This window comes from Enterobacter sp. BIDMC 30 (assembly GCF_000534355.1).
Lineage (GTDB): Bacteria > Pseudomonadota > Gammaproteobacteria > Enterobacterales > Enterobacteriaceae > Enterobacter > Enterobacter ludwigii.
In genome coordinates this window covers 1,925,531-1,947,964 of record NZ_KI973169.1, presented here as the reverse complement: position 1 = coordinate 1,947,964, position 22,434 = coordinate 1,925,531, and the positions used below count along the sequence as shown (strand labels likewise).

Genomic DNA, 22,434 nt, shown 5'->3' with positions numbered 1-22,434 from the left:
CAAGGAATAACCATGCACACCCCATCACGCTTATCGGCCCTGCGCCGATGGCTACAGGAAAACAATCTTGATGGCATGATCGTGCCGCGCGCGGATGCCTGGCAGAGTGAGTATTGCGCGCCGTACGATGAAAAGCTGGCCTGGCTGACGGGCTTTGATGGCTCCGCAGGTCTGGCGCTGATACTGAAAAACACAGCCCTGCTATTTGTCGATGGCCGCTATCAGGTTCAGGCTCGCCTTCAGGTCAATATGGATGAAATTGAAATCCACCATCTGCACAATGAACCGCTGGCCGAATGGCTCACAGCCAACGTGGGGTCTGGCATGCGTATTGGGTTTGAAGCACTGCTGATGACCAATACGGAGTTCGGGCAACTGTCTGCAACACCCTGTGAACTGGTTCCGCTCAGTCAGTCGCCGTTTGATACCTTATGGCACGATCGCCCTGCCGCGCCGGCGGGACGTATTCGAGAAATGCCGGTGGAGGTCAGTGGCAAAAGCAGCCTCGCCAAACGCCAGCGCGTTGCCGCCGTGCTGGTCGCACACGATGCCGATTATCTGGCCGTGACTCTGCCGGATAACATCGCCTGGCTGTTGAACGTGCGTGGCGCCGACATTCCATCCAGTCCTGTTCCCCTCTCCTTTGCCCTTCTTGATCGTGACGGTAGCGTGGAGTGGTTTGTTAACGACAATAAGCTCAGCGAGCTACCCGAGAGCGTGAGAAACGCGTTCAGGATTGCGCCACAGGATGCCTTTATCGAACGCTGCCAGCGCCTGTCACAAGGCAAGCGGGTGATGGTTGATGCCGATTCCGCGCCGGTCGCCCTGCGCTTTGCCATTGAGCCAGAGGGCGAAATAGTCTGGCGAACCGATCCCATCACTCTGATGAAAGCCACTAAAAACCCGGTCGAACTTGCCGGGTATCGCGAGTGTCATCACCAGGACGGTGCTGCCTGGGTGAATTTCCTGGCCTGGCTAAGCCGTGAAGTCCCCCTGCGTGAGGCGGCGGGAAAACCGCTGACGGAGCTGGAAGCGCAGGCGCAACAGCTTGCGTTCCGTAAACAGCAGCCTGGATTTATTGAGCAAAGTTTTGCCACCATCTCCGCCTCCTCCAGTAATGCGGCGATGTGCCACTATCACTCAAGCGAAGCCAGCAATAAGCCCATCGGTCATCATCATTTTTACCTTAATGATTCCGGCGGTCAGTACCATAACGGCACCACTGACGCCACGCGTACGCTGGCATGGGGTAGCGTGCCGCCACAGCAGAAGTTGCACTATACCGCCGTACTGAGAGGGTTCCTGTCGTTGATAACCTTACCGTTCCCCTCCGGCAGTCAGGGCCATCAGCTTGATGCCTTCGCGCGTCGTCCGCTGTGGGAAATGGGGCTGGATTACGATCACGGGACAGGGCATGGCGTAGGACATCAGTTGCTTATCCATGAGAACCCGCATCGTCTCGCCAAAAAGGTTAACCCGTGGCCCCTGGTGGCCGGCACCATCATGACTATCGAGCCTGGATATTATCTGGCGGACAGCCATGGGATCCGCATTGAAAACCAGGTGGAGATTGTCGAAAGCCGTCCGGGATTCTGCACGTTTTCCTCACTGACGCTGATCCCGATCGACCTGAGCCAGGTCGAGTTACAGCTGTTGAACGAAGAGGAAAAACAGTGGCTGGATGAGTATCATCAGCAGGTGCGTGAGGCCCTGTTACCGTTGGTCGACAGCGACGCGCGGCAATGGTTGCTTGAGGCGACGAAGCCGGTTGGGGTTAACCACTAGAAATGTCAATGGATGCCGGGCGGCGGTTTCGCCTGACCCGGCTGTAAGCCCGTCGCATCGGACCTTTTCAGGACGCAGAAAAGCAAAAAGCCTGCTATAAAAGCAGGCTTTTTAAATTTGGCTCCTCTGACTGGACTCGAACCAGTGACATACGGATTAACAGTCCGCCGTTCTACCGACTGAACTACAGAGGAATCGTGTGAACGGGGCGCATATTATCGATGCTCCCCGATGATGTCAAAGGCAGAATGCATATTTCTGACTGTTTGCCGAATTATTCTCCACTTCGCGCATTTGTCAGGCATTCTGTTGATTCTGTGGTCGTCGGTTCCTGTTTTATTCGCGGGTATTTCCAGAGCCAGCGCCCACTGACCATACGCCAGTAGAACAACGCCCCACGCACCGCCCAGTCAAGGAACATCCCCAGCCAGACGCCGACTACCCCCATGCCAAGCATGACCCCGAGCGTGTAACCCACCACCACGCGGCAACCCCACATGCCGAGCATCGATACCCACATCGCGAAGCGTGCATCGCGTGCCCCTTTCAGCCCGGCAGGCAGAACCCATGAAGCCGCCCAGATGGGCATAAAGGCCGCGTTCAGCCAGATCAGGATCTTAACGACCTCTTTGACATCATCTTCGTGGGTATAAAAAGAGGCCATAAGCCCGGCAAAGGGGGCGCTTCCCCAGGCGATCAGCGTCAGGCCAATGGTTGACAGCCAGAAAACGTGCCGCAACTGCCGTTCCGCCTGCCCTATCTGCCCTTTTCCCAGCCGTTTACCGGTGATGATGGTCGACGCCGAACCGAGGGCGTTGCCCGGCAGGTTTATCAGGGAGGCGATGGAGAAGGCGATAAAGTTACCGGCGATAACGTCAGTCCCCATCCCGGCGACAAACATTTGCGTCAGCAGCTTGCCCCCGTTAAACAACACGGATTCAATACTGGCGGGAATACCAATTCCCATCACTTCCCAGATAATGGCGAAGTTAAAGGGGCGGAAATAGCTCTTCAACGTAAGGCGCAGTGACGGCGTGATCCCCGCCATCAGCACCCCGAGAATGGCGGCCGCACCGATATAACGTGAAATCGTTAACCCCAGCCCGGCCCCCACGAACCCGAGCCCGTCCCAGGAGAAGACGCCGTAGATCAGCACGCTGCTGATAATAATATTCAGGATGTTCATCCCGCCGTTTATCAGCAACGGAATTTTGGTGTTGCCCGCCCCGCGCAGCGCGCCGCTGCCAATCAGCGCGATGGCTGCAGCCGGATAACTCAGAACCGTCATTTCCAGGTAGGTCAGCGCGAGGTCTTTAACTTCATTTGTGGCCTCACCGGCGACAAAATCGATAATTTCCCTGCCGAAATAGTGGATCACCGCCGCCAGCACGATCGAGAAAATGGTCATGATCATCAGCGACTGTCGGGCAGCCTCGCGCGCACGTTTAGGATCGAGCTTACCGAGGCTAAAGGCGACGACAACCGTCGTCCCGAGGTCAATGGCGGCAAAAAAAGAAATAACCACCATGTTAAAGCTGTCCGCCAGCCCGACACCGGCCATCGCCTCTTTACCCAGCCAGCTGACCAGGAAGGTACTCAGCACCCCCATCAACAGAACGCAGGTGTTTTCCAGGAAAATAGGCACGGCAAGGGGGGTGATTTCACGCCAGAACAGAACACGATAGCTTTTACGCTTTGCATACCATGGCGTGCGCATAATCGCCTGGCGTAGGGGGGCAGTGACGTTCAAAATGGACCTTAACGAGAAAGTTGAAACTCCATTTCAAATGATGGGGGAGAAATGCTAAACCTGCAAAGTATTTTCCATAAAAAGATGTGTGGATTTACAACAAACTGTCGACAGAATCATCAATCGATCGCCAATCGCTAAGATCAGGTTTGACAAAACTTTTTTCGCCGCTAAGATAAGCCTCCACAACGATTCCTCTGTAGTTCAGTCGGTAGAACGGCGGACTGTTAATCCGTATGTCACTGGTTCGAGTCCAGTCAGAGGAGCCAAATTTAAAAAGCCTGCTTTTATAGCAGGCTTTTTGCTTTGCTGGTGAGGGAAAATGAACGCTCTGTTTGTCTACGGCACGCTACGCCCGGGTCACGCGAATGCACATATTCTTGAAAACATCGGTGGCGAATGGCAGGCCGGTTTTGTCACCGGGACGTTTTACGAACGTGGCTGGGGCGCGGCGGCAGATTTTCCGGGGATAGTGCTGCACCCTGACGGCCCACGCGTGGAGGGCTTTCTGTTTATCTCTGATAGCCTGAGTGCACACTGGCCAATGCTGGACGAATTTGAAGACGGCTACGATCGGGTTGAGGTCAATGTGACCACGCCGGATGGAAAACAGGTCAACGCCTGGATTTATCAGCTACAACCGCGTACTGCGTAATAAAAAAGGCTCTCTGTCACCAGAGAGCCTTTTTTGTATTCATCGGCGATTACTCGCTTTTGGCTTCACCGTTTTTGATTTCGCCCATTACTTTCAGTTTCTTGGAGATATCACGGCGTTCTTTAGACAGTTCAGCGTTTTTGATGATGTAGTCATCAACGCGGTCTTCGTAGTCGCTCTTCATGCTGGCGATGATGCCCTGAATAGCCTCAACGCTCATGCCTGGCTTAATGTAGTCGCTCAGGTTATCGAGCAGCAGGACACGTTTTTGGTTGTCACGGATCTTCTTCTCAACGTCCTGGATTTCACGCTGCAGTTTGTTTTTGCGGCGGAACAGGCGGACGAATTCCAGAACATCCTGGAACGAAGGCTTGGTAGTTTCCATTTTTACACCCCTGATAATGTGAGATTCGGATTCGTTAAAGCAACCGTTGTAACAATAACCTTACTGACAGCGGCTGCGAATGACAATGAGTATATCGTTTAAAGCTATCATAACCCCAATTGATGCTGAATCGAAGCAGCAGGCGTCACATATGGAGATAGCTGCTCTTTATTTGCGCAGCGCCCGGCAAATGAGATGCGACAGTAGCTCCAGCTGCCGCGCCAGCTCCATGCTCAGCCAGACATAACCATGAATAGGCGTTTCCGCGACGTTATCGCTCTGACGCTCATTCATTAACTGCTTCAGCTCAGCAACGATCTCATTCAGACGTTCACTGTTCGCCAGGATGGGCTGCGGGTTACCTTCATAAAGCGCGTGGGCGATGGTGAGCAGCGTTTGCTGCGTCATCTGCTGCGTCTCTTTTAAGGTATGGGCGTTGAGCATTAAAAGGTGGCTGGGACGAGAAGCCCAGTGCGCGTTGATTTGCAGCTCAAGCATGCATACCAGATTGCGGCTTACCGTCTGAATGGCTTCAAAAATAGATTTCTGGATATGGGTTTCTTTGCTGGCCGGGGTAATCAGCCCGCGCATCCTGACCACATCGTTGAGGATCGTTTGCAGATGTTTTTCCAGCCGGGGACGTTCAACCAGGTTAGGGGAAAATCCGGCCTGATAGACACGGTTGAATGCGGTGACATAGTTAGCCATCTGAATACGCCAGTGCAGAAAAGCACGCTGTGGCCAGATGCCGGTAAAGAGCATAGCCAGCAGTGAGCCGAGGATAACGTCCCCGCTTCGCCACAGGGCAGTCGTCATATCCCCCGCCGGTGCACCGACCACCACCGACAGCGTGATACCAATCAGCAGCGCCTGATAGGGCCTTTTGCCTAATGCCAGCCAGCCGCAAAGGAACATCGCGACACCGCACCAGATCAACATAACCGGAAACGAGATAAGCTCAAGCTTCAGCGCGATAAGCCCCAGGGCAGAGCCTAAAACGGTACCGCCAATGCGCTCGAAGGCGCGTGGAACAACGTTCCCCCAGAACGAAATAGGCCCCATCACGACCACCAGCGTGATAAGCGGCCATGTTCCCTCAGGAACATCCAGCAAACGAACCAGCACAAACGTCAACACAAAGGCCAGCGCGATACGGCACCCATGTACCACGCGGTAGTGTTTGTACAGACGAATTTCAAAAGGGGTTAATGATTTGTCGGGACGCACACCCGCTCTCCAGCTACACGGCAAATCACAATTGTACTGTGTTTTCAGCCGGGCGGATCACACCCGGCTGAAAAACCCTGTAATAACCAGGCTTAACCCGCTTTGTGCTCTACACCAATATACATTTCGATGTCCCAGTAACCGTCCGCGTTACCATCATTAAGGTAGCGCTCGAAGCAGGGTTTAGGGGCCATCTGGTAGCTGTTGTCCTGCAAGAGGGAATTAAAGAACTGGTTCCATGGGGTCGCGAAGTCATGGTTTTCAACGCGCGCCGTCGCCACCGCATACTCTCCAGCGGCGATTTCCGTCATCATGACGCCTTCGCTGTTTTCAGGAATGACAAAATCGTCCGGGACCGTTACGGCCGTATCACAGCGCAATTTTTCTGCCGGGACCTCGTCCGGATTATCGTAGTAAACCGCAACCCACTCCAGCGGCTGAATGTGACGTCCATCCACCCACATGACTAACTGTTCGAAGCCCTGTTTAACCGTTTTGTCCCACGGCCCGACCAGATGAAAGCCGGCGATTTTACGTTTCTGTTGCTGCTTGATGCTGTAGTCCATGCTGCCTCCTTTTATTACTGTATATTTATACACTATAAAGCAGGTTTTAACTGTTCAGCAAACGAGGAGTGTTTATTATGTGAGCAGACTCGCAACCGCGCCAGTCTGCTCATGTGCTTTAACGCAGGCCGTTACAGCGTGTGATGCAGATAATCGCTCAGACGGGAGAAGAGGCCGCCTTTATTTACCGCTTCAAGCGTCACCAGCGGCCAGTGCGCCACGACTTTGTCACGGTCGTAAAGCTGGATCTCCCCTACCCGCTGATGAGCCGCAATCGGCGCTTCCAGCTCTTTTTTATCCAGCACGTACTTGGCTTTGATGTTAGGAACTTCTGTTTTAGGCAAGGCCAGCCAGAAATCCTGGTCGGTGCCCAGTTCAACCTGCTCTTTATCGCCGTACCAGATACGCTCTGTTCCCACTTTTTTGCCGTTATGCAGGATCTGCACCGTATCAAAGTTCTGCTGCCCCCAGTGCAGCAGCTTCCGGGCCTGTTCCTCACGCCCTTTCGGGCTGTCAGCGCCCATCACCACCGCGATTAAACGACGCTGACCGTCAACCGCTGACGCAATCAGGTTAAAGCCCGCTCCCGACGTGTGCCCCGTTTTCAGGCCATCAACGTTCATGGTTTTATCCCACAGCAGGCCGTTACGGTTTTGTTGGGTGATCCCGTTCCAGGTAAGGCTCTTTTCGCTGTACATGTGGTAGAACTCTGGCTCACCGTGAATGATAGCCCGGGAGAGCACGGCCAGGTCATAGGCAGAGCTGTGCTGGCCCGGCGCGTCCAGACCGTGGACGGTTTCAAAGTGGGTATCGCGCAGGTTCAGCTTTTGTACATAGTCGTTCATCATCTTCACAAACTGCGGCTGACCACCCGCTACGTGATCCGCCAGCGCCACGCAGGCGTCGTTACCGGAATCCACAATCAGTCCACGGCTTAGGTCACGCACCGAGACGCGATCGCCCTCTTTCAGGAACATCAGCGACGATCCTTCAAACACCGGGTTCCCTTTTGCCCACGCGTCGCGGCCAACGGTAACGATGTCATCCGGGGTAATGCGGTGGCTGTCGATGGCCCGATCGACAACGTAGCCCGTCATCAGCTTGGTCAGACTCGCCGGATTACGTTGTTGATGTTCGTTGCCCGCCGTTAAGATCTGACCAGTCGTGTAATCCATTAGCACCCAGGAGCCCGCCTGAATGGCCGGAGGTTGCGGCGAAAAATCCAGCGGATCGGCCGCGAAGGCAGAAGAGACACTCGAAGCGAGTAAAGAAACAGCAATAAACAGACGGCGTTTCAACGGTATATCCTCAGGTCATTAAAAATCGATGACCTTTTTACGGGAGTTCTGTTGTCGTTACCTGGCTTAATTGCAAAAAAATGTGACAGAAAGCAGATTTTACGCTGAAGCGGCCTCGCAAATTTGCACGGTGATGGCGCTTTTTATTCGGACTGACCTGCACAATCGTTTACCATAGAGACGTCATTTTTTAACAGGATGGTATTACTGGTGTCTGATTCAGCCGCGCGCCCTACATTTTTGTTCCACGACTACGAAACCTTTGGCACCCACCCGGCGCTGGACAGACCGGCACAGTTTGCGGCCATCCGTACCGACGACGAATTCAACATCATTGGCGAGCCTGAGGTCTTTTACTGTAAGCCGGCCGATGACTACCTGCCCCAGCCCGGCGCGGTAATGGTCACCGGGATCACCCCACAGGAAGCCCGGGACAAAGGCGTGAACGAGGCCGCATTCGCCCGGCGCATTCACGACCTCTTCACCGTCCCGAATACCTGCGTGGTCGGTTACAACAACATCCGTTTCGATGACGAAGTGACGCGCAATATCTTCTACCGCAACTTCTACGATCCTTATGCCTGGAGCTGGCAGAACCGCAACTCGCGCTGGGATTTGCTCGACATTATGCGTGCCTGCTATGCGCTGCGCCCGGAAGGCATCAACTGGCCTGAGAATGATGAAGGGCTGCCGAGTTTCAGACTGGAACACCTGACGCGCGCAAACGGTATTGAGCACAGTAATGCCCACGATGCGATGGCCGATGTCTACGCCACCATTGCTATGGCAAAGCTGGTGAAAACTGCTCAGCCGCGGCTGTTTGACTATCTGCTGAGCCACCGCAGCAAGCACAAACTCACCACGCTGATTGATGTGCCGCAGATGAAACCGCTGGTACATATCTCCGGTATGTTTGGCGCCTGGCGCGGCAATACCAGTTGGGTCGCTCCGCTGGCCTGGCATCCGGATAACCGTAATGCCGTGATTATGGTGGATTTAGCCGGTGATATTACACCGCTGCTCGATCTCGACAGCGATACGCTGCGCGAACGGCTCTATACCCCAAAAGATGAACTCGGCGATCTGCCCGCGGTGCCGGTCAAACTGGTCCATATCAATAAATGTCCGGTCCTGGCCCAGGCCAATACGCTGCGCGCAGAGGATGCCGACAGGCTGGGGATTAACCGTCAGCGTTGCCTGGATAACCTCAAGGTGCTGCGTGAAAACCCGCAGGTGCGTGAGAAAGCGGTGGCGATCTTTGCCGAAGCCGAACCCTTTGTTCCGTCAGACAACGTCGATGCACAATTGTACAACGGCTTTTTCAGCGACGCAGACCGTGCGGCAATGAATATTGTTCTGCAAACCGAACCGCGTAACTTACCCGCGCTGGATATTACCTTCGCGGACGCACGTATCGAAAAACTGATGTTTAATTACCGCGCGCGCAACTATCCCGGCACGCTGGATGAAACCGAACAGGCGCGCTGGCTTCAGCATCGTCGTAATGTGTTTACACCGGAGTTTCTGCAGAGCTACGCGCAGGAGCTGGAGATGCTGTATAGCCAGTATGAAGGAAATGCTGAAAAGCAGGCGCTGTTAAAAGCGCTGTATCAGTATGCGCAGGAAATCGTCTGACAGATTTTGGGCGAAAAAAAACCGGAGGCGATGGTCTCCGGTTTTTTTTACTTAGCTCTTACGCAACGTCTTCGTACTGAGGAACCGGGTTACGGAAGCTCTTCGTGACGCACGCCAGGTAAACCAGGCCGATACCCGCCCAAATCAGGCCAAGCACCATGGAGCTCTCTTCCAGGTTAACCCACAGCGCACCCACGGTCAGCGCACCACACATCGGCAGGAACAGATACTGGAAGTGGTCTTTCAGCGTTTTATTACGCTTTTCACGGATCCAGAACTGAGAAATAACCGACAGGTTAACAAAGGTGAACGCCACCAGCGCACCGAAGTTAATCAGCGCAGTTGCCATCACCAGGTCAAAGTTAATCGCCAGCAGAGCAATAGCGCCGACGAGGATGATGTTCATCGCCGGCGTACGCCAGGTTGGGTGAACGTAGCCGAAGAAGCTTTTCGGGAATACGCCGTCACGACCCATTACGTACATCAGACGTGCAACGCCTGCATGCGCGGCCATGCCGGATGCCAGTACCGTGATGGTGGAGAAGATCAACGCGCCAACCTGGAACGCTTTACCCGCCACATAGAGCATAATTTCTGGCTGAGAGGCATCCGGATCCTTAAAGCGAGAGATATCCGGGAAGTACAGCTGCAGGAAGTAGGTCGCAAAGATAAAGATCAGACCACCAATCAGCGCCGTCAGGAAGATAGCACGCGGGATAACACGCTCTGCGTCCTTGGTCTCTTCAGACAGGTTGCTGATGCCGTCAAAACCGGTAAAGGAGAAGCACAGAATGGTTGCCCCAGTAATCATTGGGATCACATGCGCATCACCAGACCAGAAAGGCTTGCTGCTCGCCAGGGTACCTGCACCTTCACCGTGGAAGACACCAAAGATAACCATGCCCAGAATCACGGCAATCAGGATGACCTGAAGCACAACAATAACGGAGTTAAAGTTCGCAACGGACTTGATGCTGCGCAGGTTGAACGCCGTCATAAAGGCCACCAGCGCCACGACGAACATCCACGAAGGGATCGACGGCACCAGTGCTTCAAAATAAATTTTAGCCAGCAGAATGTTGATCATCGGCGCGAACAGATAGTCGAGCAGCGAAGACCAGCCCACCATAAAGCCAACGGTCGGGCTGATGGATTTCTGGGCATAGGTGTAGGCGGAACCGGCAGACGGATAGCGACGGACCAGTTTACCGTAGCTCAGCGCGGTAAAGAGGATCGCAATCAGCGCGAAGGCGTAAGCCGTCGGCACATGACCGTCTGTGAGGCCTGATACGATACCGAATGTATCGAACAGCGTCATTGGCTGCATATAGGCAAGGCCCATCATAACAACCGGAACTAACGTAAGGGTTTTACGTAATTCCACGCGAGAGGTGTTTGGAGTTGCGTTATGCGACATAGTTATTCTCCTTTACGGTGATAACCGCCACGTAAGCGAAAAATTGCCCCATTTCTGTATTCCTCAGCGACAACAACTGTCGGATTTTAGTAAATATCTATCCGGTACGAAGCCCGGCCTCTTGGTTTTTAGTTTCGTTTCATACGTGCAAAAAAAAATAACCGACGCCTTTTATATCGTCGATTATTCATTTGGTTGCAGCGGCGCATTTTGCCCCACATCGGATACAAAAGGCAATACTTTGCAACGCCCGGGGCGATTTTCTTTTTTCTAACTGGCTGATTTCTCGACGCTGCTTTGCGAGTAAACGGCAGCAATAGCACTATTTGCTAAAATTTCGTCCCGCCACCACGCGCTTGCCAGCCCCGCAGTTTGTTCATTCCAGCCGACCCACACCGATTCATTGCTGCTTTGTGCAAGCACCTGTTTTTCAACAAGCGCACCGCTGTCTAAAAACCGCTGTGCCAGATAGCGGGGTAAATAGCCGCACCCCAGGCCACTGATTTGCAGCTCCAGCTTGGTTTTATAGTCGAACACCGTGATCGCCTCCTGCTCATCAAGCAACTGCGTGGAGGCCGCACAGTCGGGACGCGAGCTGTCACCGACCACAATGGCGCGGTAGCCTTTAATCGTGCGCCGGTTAAGGGGTTCCGGCTCCTGCGCGAGCGGATGGTGTGGCGCGACGGCGAAAACCTGCTCCAGCATACCCAGCCGGGCGAAACCGAAATCGCTTAACTGGGGCGGTTCATGCAGCGCACCGACAAAAATATCTGCCCTGCCCTGAGTTAAGGCATCCCATGAATCGCCCAGCACGCCATTAATGAAGATTAATCGGGTTACGCTGTGGTGCTGATAGAACGCCTCAATCAGCGGCGTCAGAAGAGAAAACGGAAAAGTATCATCAACGCCGATGACCAGTTCATTCTCCCATCCCTGGTGCAGTTTGACGGCCTGTTTTTCCAGTTCGCGAACGGTATGCAGGACGTCGCGCCCCTTCTCCAGCAGCATCTGCCCGGTACGGGTAAAACGGGCGCGGTGACCAGAGCGATCGAGGATCTGGATATTAAGATCGCTTTCCAGTTTATGAACGGTATAGCTCAGCGCCGACGGGGTTTTGAAGAGCTTTGCCGAAGCAGCGGCAAAGCTCCCCTCTTTTTCCAGTGCATCCAGAATAATAAGAACATCCAGCAGCGGTTTCATGTTCGCCCCCTTCCGGTGTGCGATCGTTTCCGCTGAGAAACTTATTCCATCGGCATCACCAGCGGATCGGGATATTGATACTCAAACCCCAGCTCATGACAAATGCGATTGCCATCAACAATTTTGCCTTTACTTTCGTCCTTTGCTTCACCAAAAACAGGCGGAACCAGACCCAGCTGGCGTGCCATCAGCGGGTAAAACGTGCTACGCGCTGGATGAGAAGGCGCACATATATTATAGATGTGCCCACCTTTTGGAGCCTGTAAGAGTAGTTCTATTGCGGCAATTACGTCATCAAGATGCACAAGATTGACGCCATGTTGTCCGTCTGGCGCGGATTTTCCCGCGAAGAAGCGCCCTGGATGTCGCCCGGGGCCAACCAGACCTGCCAGCCGTACGATATCGACCTGGGTGCCGGGAAGATGATGCAGCCAGTCTTCCAGCTCTTTCAGCACTTTACCGCTCGCGGTAACGGGATGACGCTCAGAGGTCTCTTTCACCACGCCGTCAACATCGCCGTAGACCGAGGTTGAGCTGGTAAAAATAATGCGTGGGACGTGATGCGCCAGCGCGCTGTCGACAATCTCCTGCATCGCCTGCAGGTAAAATGATTCGCCCGGGCCACTGCGCCGTGCCGGTAACGTAATCACCAGCGCATCAACGTTCATCAGCGTGTCCAGATCGTCAGCATCACACACCAGTTCAGGTTCCAGACGCAGCTCGACGCCGTCAATACCGCACATGCGCGCCGCTTCTACCCCATCCGCCGTGGTTTTGCTTCCGGTCACCTGCCAGCCTTTTGCGGCTAATGACATCGCCAGCGGCATTCCCAGCCAACCTAAACCGACAATCGCGACCTTTTTCATGCGAATTCTCCTGACTTTTACTCGTCTTTCTTAAGGCTACGCCAGCCCGACAGAACACACAATTCATAGCGTCAATATGAAATGAATTAATGATCAAAAAAAGCCCTTGCAATCAGTCATACAACTGGTTTAGGTTAAAAGACATCAAATGAATAAGCATTCATCGAGAATTTTATGACACGCGTTCAATTTAAACACCACCATCATCACCATCATCCTGACTAGTCTTTCAGGCGATGTGTGCTGGAAGACGCTTGGATCTTCCAGTGGTGCATGAACGCATGAAAAAGCCCCCGGAAGATCTTCTTCCGGGGGCTTTTTTTTGGACCAAATTCAGACAGGTTAAAACAGGTTAACGAGGAAAACAGAATGTTAGATAACTCACGTTTACGCATAGCTATTCAAAAATCAGGCCGTTTGAGTGATGATTCACGCGAACTGCTCGCCCGCTGCGGGATTAAAATCAACCTGCACACCCAGCGCCTGATTGCCCTGGCTGAAAATATGCCCATCGACATTCTGCGCGTGCGTGATGACGATATTCCCGGCCTCGTGATGGATGGCGTTGTTGACCTCGGCATCATCGGTGAAAACGTGCTGGAAGAAGAGCTCCTGACCCGCCGTGCCCAGGGTGAAGATCCACGCTATTTTACCCTGCGTCGTCTGGACTTCGGTGGCTGCCGCCTGTCGCTGGCCACGCCTGTCGATGAAGCCTGGGACGGCCCGGCCGCGCTGAACGGCAAACGTATCGCCACCTCCTACCCTCACCTGTTAAAACGTTACCTGGATCAGAAAGGCGTGCAGTTTAAATCCTGCCTGCTGAACGGCTCTGTTGAGGTGGCGCCGCGCGCGGGTCTGGCTGACGCCATCTGTGACCTCGTCTCTACGGGCGCCACGCTGGAAGCGAACGGTCTGCGCGAAGTGGAAGTGATTTACCGCTCCAAAGCGTGCCTTATCCAGCGCGACGGCGAAATGGCCGATGCGAAACAGCAGTTGATCGACAAACTGCTGACCCGTATTCAGGGCGTGATTCAGGCCCGTGAATCGAAATACATCATGATGCACGCGCCAACCGAACGTCTTGATGAGGTCATTGCCCTGCTACCAGGCGCAGAGCGCCCGACCATCCTGCCTCTGGCCGGTGATCAGCAGCGCGTCGCCATGCACATGGTCAGTAGCGAAACCCTGTTCTGGGAAACCATGGAAAAACTGAAGGCGCTGGGCGCAAGCTCAATTCTGGTGCTGCCAATTGAGAAGATGATGGAGTGATGGCCATGAGCTTTAACACAATCATCAACTGGAACGATTGTTCGCAAGAACAACAGCGCGCGCTGCTGATGCGTCCGGCGATTTCCGCCTCAGAAAGCATTACCCGCACCGTGGCCGAGATCCTTGATAACGTCAAAGCCCGTGGCGACGATGCGCTGCGGGAATACAGCGCAAAGTTTGATAAAACCGAGGTTGGCGCTTTAAAGGTAACCGAACAGGAAATCACGGACGCGGAAAGCCGCCTCGGTGACGAGATCAAACAGGCGATGGCCGTCGCGGTGAAAAACATTGATACCTTCCACACCGCGCAGATATTGCAGGCGGTCGATGTGGAAACCGTGCCCGGCGTACGCTGCCAGCAGGTCACGCGTCCGGTTGCGTCGGTGGGGCTTTACATCCCCGGTGGTTCCGCCCCGCTGTTCTCTACCGTATTAATGCTGGCAACCCCGGCACGCATCGCCGGTTGTCAGAAAGTAGTACTGTGCTCGCCGCCTCCGATTGCCGATGAAATTCTCTATGCGGCAAAACTGTGTGGCGTACAGGCGGTGTATAAAGTGGGAGGTGCACAGGCAATTTCCGCGCTGGCGTTTGGTACCGAATCCATTCCTAAAGTGGACAAAATTTTTGGCCCGGGCAACGCGTATGTGACCGAAGCAAAGCGTCAGGTCAGCCAGCGTCTGGACGGTGCCGCAATTGATATGCCTGCCGGTCCTTCTGAGGTACTGGTGATTGCCGACAGCGGTGCAACGCCGGACTTCGTCGCCTCCGATCTGTTATCCCAGGCAGAACATGGCCCGGACTCACAGGTTATTTTGCTGACGCCGGATGCGGATATGGCAAGACGCGTGGGTGAAGCCGTTGAACGTCAGCTTGCCGACCTGCCGCGCGCCGACACGGCACGCCAGGCACTCTCAGCAAGCCGCCTGATTGTGGCGCGCGATCTGGCGCAGTGCATTGCCATCTCCAACCAGTACGGCCCGGAACACCTGATTATCCAGACCCGCAATGCGCGCGATCTGGTTGACAGCATTACCAGCGCAGGTTCGGTCTTCCTTGGCGACTGGTCACCGGAATCCGCCGGCGATTACGCTTCCGGCACCAACCACGTTCTGCCAACCTACGGCTATACATCAACCTGTTCGAGCCTCGGGCTGGCGGATTTCCAGAAACGCATGACCGTACAGGAGCTGTCCCGCGAGGGGTTTGCCTCTCTGGCCTCCACCATTGAGACCCTGGCCACTGCCGAACGTCTGACCGCCCACAAAAACGCCGTTACGCTGCGCGTTGCAGCCCTGAAGGAGCAAGCATGAGCATTGAAGAATTAGCCCGCGAAAATGTCCGTCGCCTGACGCCTTATCAGTCTGCTCGTCGTCTGGGTGGCAACGGTGATGTCTGGCTGAACGCCAACGAATACCCGACGGCCGTACAGTTCGAGCTGTCGCAGCAAACGCTGAACCGCTATCCGGAATGCCAGCCGAAAGCGGTTATCGAAAATTACGCCCGGTACGCAGGCGTAAAGCCTGAGCAGGTGCTGGTCAGCCGGGGTGCAGATGAAGGCATTGAACTGCTGATCCGAGCCTTCTGCGAACCGGGGAAAGACGCGGTGATGTACTGCCAGCCAACCTACGGAATGTACAGCGTCAGCGCAGAAACCTTTGGCGTGGCGTGCCGTAACGTGCTTTCGCTGGAAGACTGGCAGCTCGATCTGCAGGGGATTGCCGACAATCTTGACGGCGTGAAAGTGGTGTTCGTCTGCAGTCCAAATAACCCGACCGGGCAGATTATCAACCCGCAGGACATTCGAACCCTGCTGGAGATGACGCGCGGTAAAGCGCTGGTGGTGGCTGACGAAGCCTATATTGAGTTCTGCCCGCAGGCGACGCTGGCTGGCTGGCTCGAGGAGTACCCGCACCTGGTTGTACTGCGTACGCTGTCAAAAGCTTTCGCTCTCGCTGGCCTGCGCTGCGGCTTTACGCTGGCCAATAAAGAAGTCATCGACCTGCTGATGAAAGTGATTGCGCCATATCCACTCTCTACGCCGGTTGCCGACATTGCGGCGCAGGCTTTGGCCCCTCAGGGGATCAAGGCAATGCGCGAACGCGTGGCACAAATTCTTGAAGAACGGCAGTATCTGGTCACTGCCCTGAAAGATATTCCCTGCGTGGAGCAGGTATTCGACTCTGAAACCAACTACATCCTGGTACGCTTTACCGCGTCGAGTGCCGTATTTAAATCTTTATGGGATCAGGGCATTATCTTACGAGACCAAAATAAACAACCATCCTTAAGCGGCTGTTTGCGTATTACCGTAGGCACCCGTGCAGAAAGTCAGCACGTGATTGACGCCCTGAAAGCGGAGAAAGTATGAGCCAGAAGACCCTCTTTATCGATCGTGACGGTACCCTTATTTCGGAGCCGCCAACCGATTTTCAGGTCGATCGTTTCGACAAACTGGCTTTTGAACCCGATGTAATCCCGGTGCTGCTCAAGCTGCAGAAAGCCGGCTATAAGCTGGTGATGATCACGAACCAGGACGGGCTGGGTACCGACAGTTTCCCGCAGGCAGATTTTGATGGCCCGCATAACCTGATGATGCAGGTGCTGACCTCTCAGGGCGTTGAATTTGATGAGGTGCTGATCTGCCCACACCTGCCTGCCGATGAATGTGACTGCCGCAAGCCTAAGGTAAAGCTGGTCGAACGCTACCTGGCGGATGACGTGCTGGATAAAGCCAATAGCTATGTCATTGGCGATCGCATGACCGATATTACGCTGGCGGAGAACATGGGTATCTCCGGGCTGCGCTATGACCGTTCCACCCTTAACTGGGCAAAAATTGGTGAGCAGTTGACCCAGCGTGACCGCTACTCGCACGTTGAGCGCAACACCAAAGAGACGCAAATCGACGTTAAGGTCTGGTTGGATCGTGAAGGCGGCAGCAAGATCCACACCGGTGTGGGTTTCTTTGACCATATGCTGGACCAGATCGCGACCCACGGTGGTTTCCGCATGGAGATCGCCGTGAAAGGCGATTTGTATATCGACGATCACCACACCGTGGAAGATACCGGCCTGGCGCTGGGTGAAGCGCTGAAGCTGGCACTCGGCGACAAACGCGGCATCAACCGTTTTGGTTTTGTGCTGCCGATGGACGAGTGCCTGGCACGCTGCGCAATGGATATCTCCGGGCGCCCACACCTGGAATACAAAGCGGATTTCACCTACCAGCGCGTGGGCGACCTCAGCACCGAAATGGTTGAACACTTCTTCCGTTCATTGTCCTACACCATGGGCCTGACGTTGCACCTCAAGACCAAGGGCAAGAACGACCACCACCGCGTGGAAAGCCTGTTCAAAGCCTTTGGCCGTACCCTTCGCCAGGCGATTCGTGTGGAAGGTGACGCCCTGCCCTCATCGAAAGGAGTGCTGTAATGAATGTGGTGATTCTGGATACCGGATGCGCCAACCTGAACTCCGTAAAATCGGCAATTGCCCGTCACGGCTATGTACCGGACGTGAGTCGCGACCCGGACGTCGTACTGCGCGCCGATAAGCTTTTTCTGCCCGGCGTAGGGACAGCGCAGGCGGCGATGGATCAGATCCACGAGCGTGAACTGGTGAGTCTCATCAAAGCCTGTACTCAACCGGTGCTGGGAATTTGTCTGGGCATGCAGCTGCTGGGCCGACGCAGTGAAGAGAGCAACGGTGTTGATCTGCTCGGGATTATCGACGAAGACGTGCCGAAAATGACCGATCACGGTCTGCCTCTGCCGCACATGGGCTGGAACCGTGTTTATGCCAAAGCCGGTGACAGACTGTTTCGCGGCATTGAAGACGGGGCCTATTTTTACTTCGTGCACAGCTACGCCATGCCGGTAAATACGTACACCATTGCCCAGTGCAATTACGGCGAAGCATTTACCGCGGCGGTGCAGAAAGATAACTTCTTCGGCGTGCAGTTTCACCCGGAACGTTCGGGTGCCGCAGGCGCACAGTTGCTGAAAAACTTCCTGGAGATGTAATGATTATTCCCGCTTTAGATTTAATCGACGGCACGGTTGTCCGTCTCCATCAGGGCGATTACGGGCAGCAACGCGACTACGGTAACGACCCCTTGCCACGTCTGCAGGATTATGCCGCCCAGGGCGCGCAGGTGTTGCACCTTGTGGATTTGACTGGCGCAAAAGATCCGACAAAACGTCAAATCCCACTTCTTAAAAAACTGGTGGCCGGCGTGGATGTGCCCGTCCAGGTAGGCGGTGGCGTGCGTACGGAAGATGACGTTGCGGCGCTGCTGGACGCTGGCGTGGCGCGTGTGGTCGTCGGCTCGACTGCCGTTAACGATCCTGAAAAAGTTAAAGCCTGGTTCCGCCGCTTTGGCGCTGACGCGCTGGTGCTGGCGCTGGATGTTCGTATCGACGAACAGGGTAACAAGCAGGTTGCAGTCAGCGGCTGGCAGGAAAATTCCGGGGTGACGCTGGAAGAGCTGGTTGAGAGGTATCTGCCCGTTGGCCTGAAGCACGTGCTGTGCACCGATATCTCCCGCGACGGCACGCTGGCAGGCTCTAACGTTTCTTTATACCAAGAAGTCTGCGCACGTTATCCGCAGGTGGCCTTCCAGTCGTCGGGCGGTATTGGTGATATCACTGATATTGCCGCGCTGCGCGGAACGGGCGTACAGGGCGTGATTGTGGGCCGGGCCCTGCTGGAAGGTAAATTTACTGTGACGGAGGCGATTCAATGCTGGCAAAACGGATAATCCCTTGCCTGGACGTACGTGACGGCCAGGTAGTGAAAGGCGTGCAATTCCGCAACCACGAAATCATTGGCGATATCGTCCCGCTGGCAAAACGCTACGCTGAAGAAGGCGCAGATGAGCTGGTGTTTTACGATATCACCGCCTCCAGCGATGGACGCGTTGTGGATAAAAGCTGGGTGGCGCGCGTGGCAGAAGTGATTGATATTCCCTTCTGCGTGGCAGGTGGGATTAAATCTGCGGAAGACGCGGCAAAAATCCTCTCCTTTGGTGCCGATAAGATTTCCATTAACTCCCCTGCTTTGGCAGACCCGGAGCTGATTACCCGTCTGGCCGATCGCTTTGGCGTGCAGTGCATTGTCGTGGGGATCGACACCTGGTATGACGCCGCAACGGGTAAATACCATGTCAACCAGTACACCGGCGATGAAAACCGGACCCGCGTCACCCAATGGGAGACGCTGGACTGGGTGCAGGAAGTCCAGAAACGTGGCGCAGGCGAAATTGTGCTGAACATGATGAACCAGGACGGCGTGCGTAACGGTTACGACCTGGAGCAGCTGAAAAAAGTCCGCGCGGTTTGTCATGTCCCGCTGATAGCCTCCGGCGGTGCAGGCACCATGGAACATTTCCTGGAAGCCTTCCGCGATGCAAACGTTGACGGCGCGCTGGCGGCCTCCGTGTTCCACAAACAGATTATCAATATTGGTGAGTTAAAAACGTACCTGGCCGACCAGGGCGTGGAGATCAGGGTATGTTAACAGAGCAACAACAGGCGCAGCTGGACTGGGAAAAGACTGACGGATTATTGCCGGTAGTTGTACAGCATGCCGTTTCAGGTGAAGTGCTGATGCTGGGGTATATGAACCAGGACGCGCTGGCAAAAACGCTCGACAGCGGCAAGGTCACCTTTTTTTCGCGTACCAAACAACGCCTGTGGACCAAAGGGGAAACTTCTGGCCATTTCCTGAATGTGGTCAGCATTACGCCGGACTGCGATAACGATACGCTTCTGGTACTGGCGAATCCGATCGGCCCAACCTGCCACAAGGGCACCAGCAGCTGCTTCGGCGACGCAAGCCACCAGTGGCTGTTCCTGTATCAGCTGGAACAGTTACTCGCTGAGCGTAAAACGGCGGATCCTGAAAGTTCGTATACGGCGAAACTCTACGCCAGCGGAACCAAACGTATCGCGCAAAAGGTGGGGGAAGAAGGCGTTGAGACAGCGCTGGCCGCGACCGTGCATGACCGCGAGGAGCTGACGAACGAGGCGTCGGATTTGATGTATCACCTGCTGGTACTGCTGCAGGATCAGGAGCTTGATTTAACGGCGGTGATTGAGAATTTACGTAAGAGACATAAATAAAAAAACCGGGGAATGTCCCCGGTTTTTTTATCTGATGAGAATTACGCTTTTGGTTTGTAGTTCCGCAATGCGTTGCGGCCCAGCACCACACCCGAACCGATAATCCCGCCAAGCAGGACAGCAAGGATCAGAGTGATGGCCTTTTTCGGACTGTCACGTTTGATCGGTAAATCTGGCTTCATCACATAACGGTAGACGTGGATAGTGTCAGGGTTAACGTTCAGCTTTTCGATATCCAGCAAGTTCTGCTTGGTCTGGTAGTACGCTCCTGAGAACACCAGCGGACGAGACGCTTCGTTTTCAATCATCGATTTTAACGCTTCGCTGCCCAGCAGGAACATAGTTTCCTGCGTCACGTCCTGAGTTTGCTGAATCTGTGGAGAAGTGATTTTAGCCGCTTCAGCGTTCTTCAGCGCTTCCGTAATCTGTTTAATGCGCAGATCTTTTTGCTCCTGAGAGACTTTCTCCTGGTTTTCCAGCGAGTCATTCAGTGTTGTGATCTGCTGCTTAATGTTATCTTTAAGGTCTACGGTTAACTCTTTCGCGGTTTGCTCGTCAACCTGTTGAATATACTGGGCTAGCTGCTTTTGAGCTGCTTCAGCAGATTCACCAACATAGCTGACGGTCAATGGAAATGCTTGTCCCTTAACCGTGGTATCGATGGTCAGCTTTTCCGGAATCTCCTGGTTTTCAAGCGCCTGCGCTAATGCTGAAAAAGATGAATTAAAACGACTAATTGCACGAGTTTGGATATCCAGAATCGATGGTGCGGCTCCACCATAAAGGATATTCAACGCGTTTGCATACGTTGCAATCTGCGCGGCATCCGGCTGGGCTATGATGGCGGACGATGTCCATTTCTCTTTTGCTACAGTGATGTAGATCCCAGCCAATATGATAAATACAGCAACAAAAGCTCCAACAACCCACTTTCCACGCCACAGTTGCAGCACTAAATCAAGTAAATCAATTTGCTCCGGGTCATTACTTCTGCTGACCAGGTTATTGTTGTTCTGCGTCATACAATCCCTAACAGATGATAAAGGGCAAAAATAAACATGTTCACATAGTGTATCTGTTGCTATGAATTTTTCTATAAGAATCCGATGAGTTAAATCGGAAAGATGGGTTATGTAACTGGCATCCGCCGCGCTATGATAGACGCAATGTGATGCGTGATGGCATCAGTAAGAACACATATTTATGAGGGAAGGTATGAAATTTCTGGTAACGGGTGCAGCAGGCTTTATCGGCGCAAATGTCAGCAAACGACTCCTGGATGCCGGTCATCAGGTCGTCGGTATTGATAACCTGAATGACTACTATGATGTCAATCTTAAGCTGGCACGTCTGGATCTGCTGACATCTGACAGTTTCGCCTTCCACAAGCTGGACCTGGCCGACCGTGAAGGCATGGCCACACTGTTCGCCCGTGAGAAATTTGATCGCGTCATCCACCTGGCCGCACAGGCAGGTGTACGCTACTCGCTTGAAAACCCTCACGCCTATGCAGATGCCAACCTGGTAGGGCATCTCAACGTGCTGGAAGGCTGTCGCCATCACAAGGTACAACATCTTCTGTATGCGTCTTCCAGCTCCGTTTACGGTCTGAATCGCAAGATGCCTTTTTCGACTGACGATTCGGTCGATCACCCTGTCTCACTTTATGCCGCGACCAAAAAAGCCAATGAACTGATGTCGCATACCTATTCCCACCTGTACAACCTGCCCACGACGGGACTGCGCTTCTTTACCGTGTACGGTCCGTGGGGTCGTCCGGATATGGCGCTGTTTAAGTTCACCAAAGCGATGATTGAAGGCAAAAGCATTGATGTCTACAACTACGGTAAGATGAAGCGTGATTTCACCTATATTGATGATATCGCCGAAGCCATTATCCGTCTGCAGGATGTTATCCCTCAGGCCGATGCAAACTGGACCGTTGAAACCGGTTCACCGGCAACCAGCTCTGCGCCTTATCGCGTCTATAACATCGGAAACAGCTCTCCGGTTGAACTGATGGATTACATTACGGCTCTTGAAGAGGCGCTCGGGAAAAAGGCAGAGAAGAATATGATGCCAATCCAGCCGGGTGACGTACTGGAAACCAACGCAGATACTAAAGCGCTGTATGACGTTATTGGCTTCAAACCGCAGACTTCCGTTAAAGAAGGCGTGAAGAATTTCGTTGACTGGTATCGCGACTTCTACAAAGTATAAAAACAAAAAAACCGGCAAGTGCCGGTTTTTTTATGCGCC

At 54.0% G+C, this 22,434-nt stretch carries 24 protein-coding genes, 2 tRNA genes and 1 other annotated feature; of the genes, 14 read left to right on the top strand and 12 right to left on the bottom strand.

Going from position 1 to position 22,434, the window contains the following annotated elements:
• The first annotated feature begins 12 nt into the window (after positions 1-12).
• Entirely contained in the window at positions 13-1,785 is a 1,773-nt protein-coding gene (locus L466_RS13155; RefSeq protein WP_032680658.1) for an aminopeptidase P family protein, read from the top strand.
• A 118-nt stretch (positions 1,786-1,903) separates the two neighbouring features.
• On the opposite strand, the gene L466_RS13160 is transcribed toward L466_RS13155, so the two are convergent.
• The 3 genes from L466_RS13160 to L466_RS24105 form a co-directional block, all read right to left on the bottom strand.
• Positions 1,904-1,979, bottom strand: a tRNA-Asn gene (locus L466_RS13160).
• An 80-nt stretch (positions 1,980-2,059) separates the two neighbouring features.
• Positions 2,060-3,535, bottom strand: coding sequence for a multidrug efflux MATE transporter EmmdR (gene emmdR, locus L466_RS13165; RefSeq protein WP_071605454.1), 1,476 nt, complete (start codon positions 3,533-3,535; stop codon positions 2,060-2,062).
• A gap of 94 nt (positions 3,536-3,629) precedes the next feature.
• Positions 3,630-3,722 (bottom strand): DUF5951 family protein, encoded by a 93-nt coding sequence (locus L466_RS24105; protein ID WP_219811144.1) that lies wholly within the window; start codon positions 3,720-3,722, stop codon positions 3,630-3,632.
• A 6-nt stretch (positions 3,723-3,728) separates the two neighbouring features.
• Here L466_RS24105 and L466_RS13170 point away from each other — a divergent pair.
• Together L466_RS13170 and L466_RS13175 are read left to right on the top strand one after the other, a co-directional pair.
• Positions 3,729-3,804, top strand: a tRNA-Asn gene (locus tag L466_RS13170).
• 53 nt (positions 3,805-3,857) lie between these two features.
• Positions 3,858-4,190 carry a gamma-glutamylcyclotransferase family protein gene (locus L466_RS13175; protein WP_032680657.1) on the top strand — a complete coding sequence of 111 codons (333 nt, stop codon included), beginning with the start codon at positions 3,858-3,860 and terminating at the stop codon, positions 4,188-4,190.
• 49 nt (positions 4,191-4,239) lie between these two features.
• Here the strand turns inward: L466_RS13175 and L466_RS13180 are convergent, their stop codons facing one another.
• The 4 genes from L466_RS13180 to dacD all read right to left on the bottom strand — a co-directional run bounded on the left by L466_RS13180 (position 4,240) and on the right by dacD (position 7,666).
• Positions 4,240-4,575, bottom strand: coding sequence for a DUF496 family protein (locus L466_RS13180; protein WP_008499467.1), 336 nt, complete (start codon positions 4,573-4,575; stop codon positions 4,240-4,242).
• Between the two features lie 168 nt (positions 4,576-4,743).
• The gene (locus L466_RS13185) at positions 4,744-5,802 is read right to left on the bottom strand and encodes an FUSC family protein (protein ID WP_032678500.1); all 1,059 of its coding nucleotides are present in this window, start codon (positions 5,800-5,802) and stop codon (positions 4,744-4,746) included.
• A 92-nt stretch (positions 5,803-5,894) separates the two neighbouring features.
• Positions 5,895-6,368 carry a DNA gyrase inhibitor SbmC gene (gene sbmC, locus L466_RS13190; protein WP_032678501.1) on the bottom strand — a complete coding sequence of 158 codons (474 nt, stop codon included), beginning with the start codon at positions 6,366-6,368 and terminating at the stop codon, positions 5,895-5,897.
• Positions 6,369-6,499: 131 nt separating this feature from the next.
• Positions 6,500-7,666 carry a serine-type D-Ala-D-Ala carboxypeptidase DacD gene (gene dacD, locus L466_RS13195; protein WP_014170783.1) on the bottom strand — a complete coding sequence of 389 codons (1,167 nt, stop codon included), beginning with the start codon at positions 7,664-7,666 and terminating at the stop codon, positions 6,500-6,502.
• Between the two features lie 198 nt (positions 7,667-7,864).
• Here dacD and sbcB point away from each other — a divergent pair, with 198 nt between their 5' ends.
• Positions 7,865-9,301 (top strand): exodeoxyribonuclease I, encoded by a 1,437-nt coding sequence (gene sbcB, locus L466_RS13200; RefSeq protein ID WP_369797150.1) that lies wholly within the window; start codon positions 7,865-7,867, stop codon positions 9,299-9,301.
• Positions 9,302-9,359: 58 nt separating this feature from the next.
• On the opposite strand, the gene plaP is transcribed toward sbcB, so the two are convergent.
• The 4 genes from plaP to L466_RS13215 all read right to left on the bottom strand — a co-directional run bounded on the left by plaP (position 9,360) and on the right by L466_RS13215 (position 12,784).
• Positions 9,360-10,718, bottom strand: coding sequence for a putrescine/proton symporter PlaP (gene plaP, locus L466_RS13205; protein WP_014170786.1), 1,359 nt, complete (start codon positions 10,716-10,718; stop codon positions 9,360-9,362).
• Positions 10,708-10,770 carry a membrane protein YoeI gene (gene yoeI, locus L466_RS23630; RefSeq protein WP_099458931.1) on the bottom strand — a complete coding sequence of 21 codons (63 nt, stop codon included), beginning with the start codon at positions 10,768-10,770 and terminating at the stop codon, positions 10,708-10,710. Before yoeI ends, plaP begins: the two co-directional genes overlap by 11 nt.
• 218 nt (positions 10,771-10,988) lie before the next feature.
• Positions 10,989-11,918, bottom strand: a complete 930-nt coding sequence (locus tag L466_RS13210) for a LysR substrate-binding domain-containing protein (protein ID WP_032680655.1) — start codon at positions 11,916-11,918, stop codon at positions 10,989-10,991.
• Between the two features lie 41 nt (positions 11,919-11,959).
• On the bottom strand, positions 11,960-12,784 hold the full coding sequence (locus tag L466_RS13215) for an SDR family oxidoreductase (RefSeq protein ID WP_014170788.1): 825 nt from the start codon (positions 12,782-12,784) through the stop codon (positions 11,960-11,962).
• 174 nt (positions 12,785-12,958) lie between these two features.
• Here L466_RS13215 and hisL point away from each other — a divergent pair, with 174 nt between their 5' ends.
• The 9 genes from hisL to hisIE all read left to right on the top strand — a co-directional run bounded on the left by hisL (position 12,959) and on the right by hisIE (position 20,175).
• Positions 12,959-13,009: a his operon leader peptide gene (hisL, locus tag L466_RS23625; protein ID WP_001364200.1), complete on the top strand. Its 51-nt coding sequence runs from the start codon at positions 12,959-12,961 to the stop codon at positions 13,007-13,009.
• Positions 12,985-13,108 (top strand) — a sequence feature (His leader region). Its footprint overlaps the gene before it by 25 nt.
• 45 nt (positions 13,109-13,153) lie before the next feature.
• Positions 13,154-14,053, top strand: a complete 900-nt coding sequence (gene hisG, locus L466_RS13220; protein ID WP_000886595.1) for an ATP phosphoribosyltransferase — start codon at positions 13,154-13,156, stop codon at positions 14,051-14,053.
• Between the two features lie 5 nt (positions 14,054-14,058).
• On the top strand, positions 14,059-15,363 hold the full coding sequence (gene hisD, locus L466_RS13225; protein ID WP_032681970.1) for a histidinol dehydrogenase: 1,305 nt from the start codon (positions 14,059-14,061) through the stop codon (positions 15,361-15,363).
• Positions 15,360-16,421 carry a histidinol-phosphate transaminase gene (hisC, locus tag L466_RS13230; protein WP_032680654.1) on the top strand — a complete coding sequence of 354 codons (1,062 nt, stop codon included), beginning with the start codon at positions 15,360-15,362 and terminating at the stop codon, positions 16,419-16,421. Before hisD ends, hisC begins: the two co-directional genes overlap by 4 nt.
• Positions 16,418-17,485, top strand: coding sequence for a bifunctional histidinol-phosphatase/imidazoleglycerol-phosphate dehydratase HisB (hisB, locus tag L466_RS13235; RefSeq protein ID WP_032678505.1), 1,068 nt, complete (start codon positions 16,418-16,420; stop codon positions 17,483-17,485). The genes hisC and hisB overlap by 4 nt, the downstream gene beginning before the upstream one ends.
• A complete protein-coding gene (hisH, locus tag L466_RS13240; RefSeq protein WP_032680653.1) occupies positions 17,485-18,075 on the top strand; it encodes an imidazole glycerol phosphate synthase subunit HisH in 591 nt (196 codons plus the stop codon). Before hisB ends, hisH begins: the two co-directional genes overlap by 1 nt.
• Positions 18,075-18,812 (top strand): 1-(5-phosphoribosyl)-5-[(5-phosphoribosylamino)methylideneamino]imidazole-4-carboxamide isomerase, encoded by a 738-nt coding sequence (gene hisA / locus L466_RS13245; protein WP_025203708.1) that lies wholly within the window; start codon positions 18,075-18,077, stop codon positions 18,810-18,812. The genes hisH and hisA overlap by 1 nt, the downstream gene beginning before the upstream one ends.
• Complete coding sequence (gene hisF / locus L466_RS13250; RefSeq protein ID WP_032680652.1) at positions 18,794-19,570, top strand: imidazole glycerol phosphate synthase subunit HisF; 777 nt, start codon at positions 18,794-18,796, stop codon at positions 19,568-19,570. The genes hisA and hisF overlap by 19 nt, the downstream gene beginning before the upstream one ends.
• Positions 19,564-20,175, top strand: a complete 612-nt coding sequence (gene hisIE / locus L466_RS13255) for a bifunctional phosphoribosyl-AMP cyclohydrolase/phosphoribosyl-ATP diphosphatase HisIE (RefSeq protein WP_032680651.1) — start codon at positions 19,564-19,566, stop codon at positions 20,173-20,175. Before hisF ends, hisIE begins: the two co-directional genes overlap by 7 nt.
• Before the next feature lie 41 nt (positions 20,176-20,216).
• Here the strand turns inward: hisIE and wzzB are convergent, their stop codons facing one another.
• A complete protein-coding gene (wzzB, locus tag L466_RS13260) occupies positions 20,217-21,197 on the bottom strand; it encodes an LPS O-antigen chain length determinant protein WzzB (RefSeq protein ID WP_032680650.1) in 981 nt (326 codons plus the stop codon).
• Between the two features lie 193 nt (positions 21,198-21,390).
• Between wzzB and L466_RS13265 the strand changes: the two genes are divergently transcribed.
• Positions 21,391-22,395: an NAD-dependent epimerase gene (locus L466_RS13265; RefSeq protein WP_032680649.1), complete on the top strand. Its 1,005-nt coding sequence runs from the start codon at positions 21,391-21,393 to the stop codon at positions 22,393-22,395.
• Positions 22,396-22,434 lie beyond the last annotated feature (39 nt).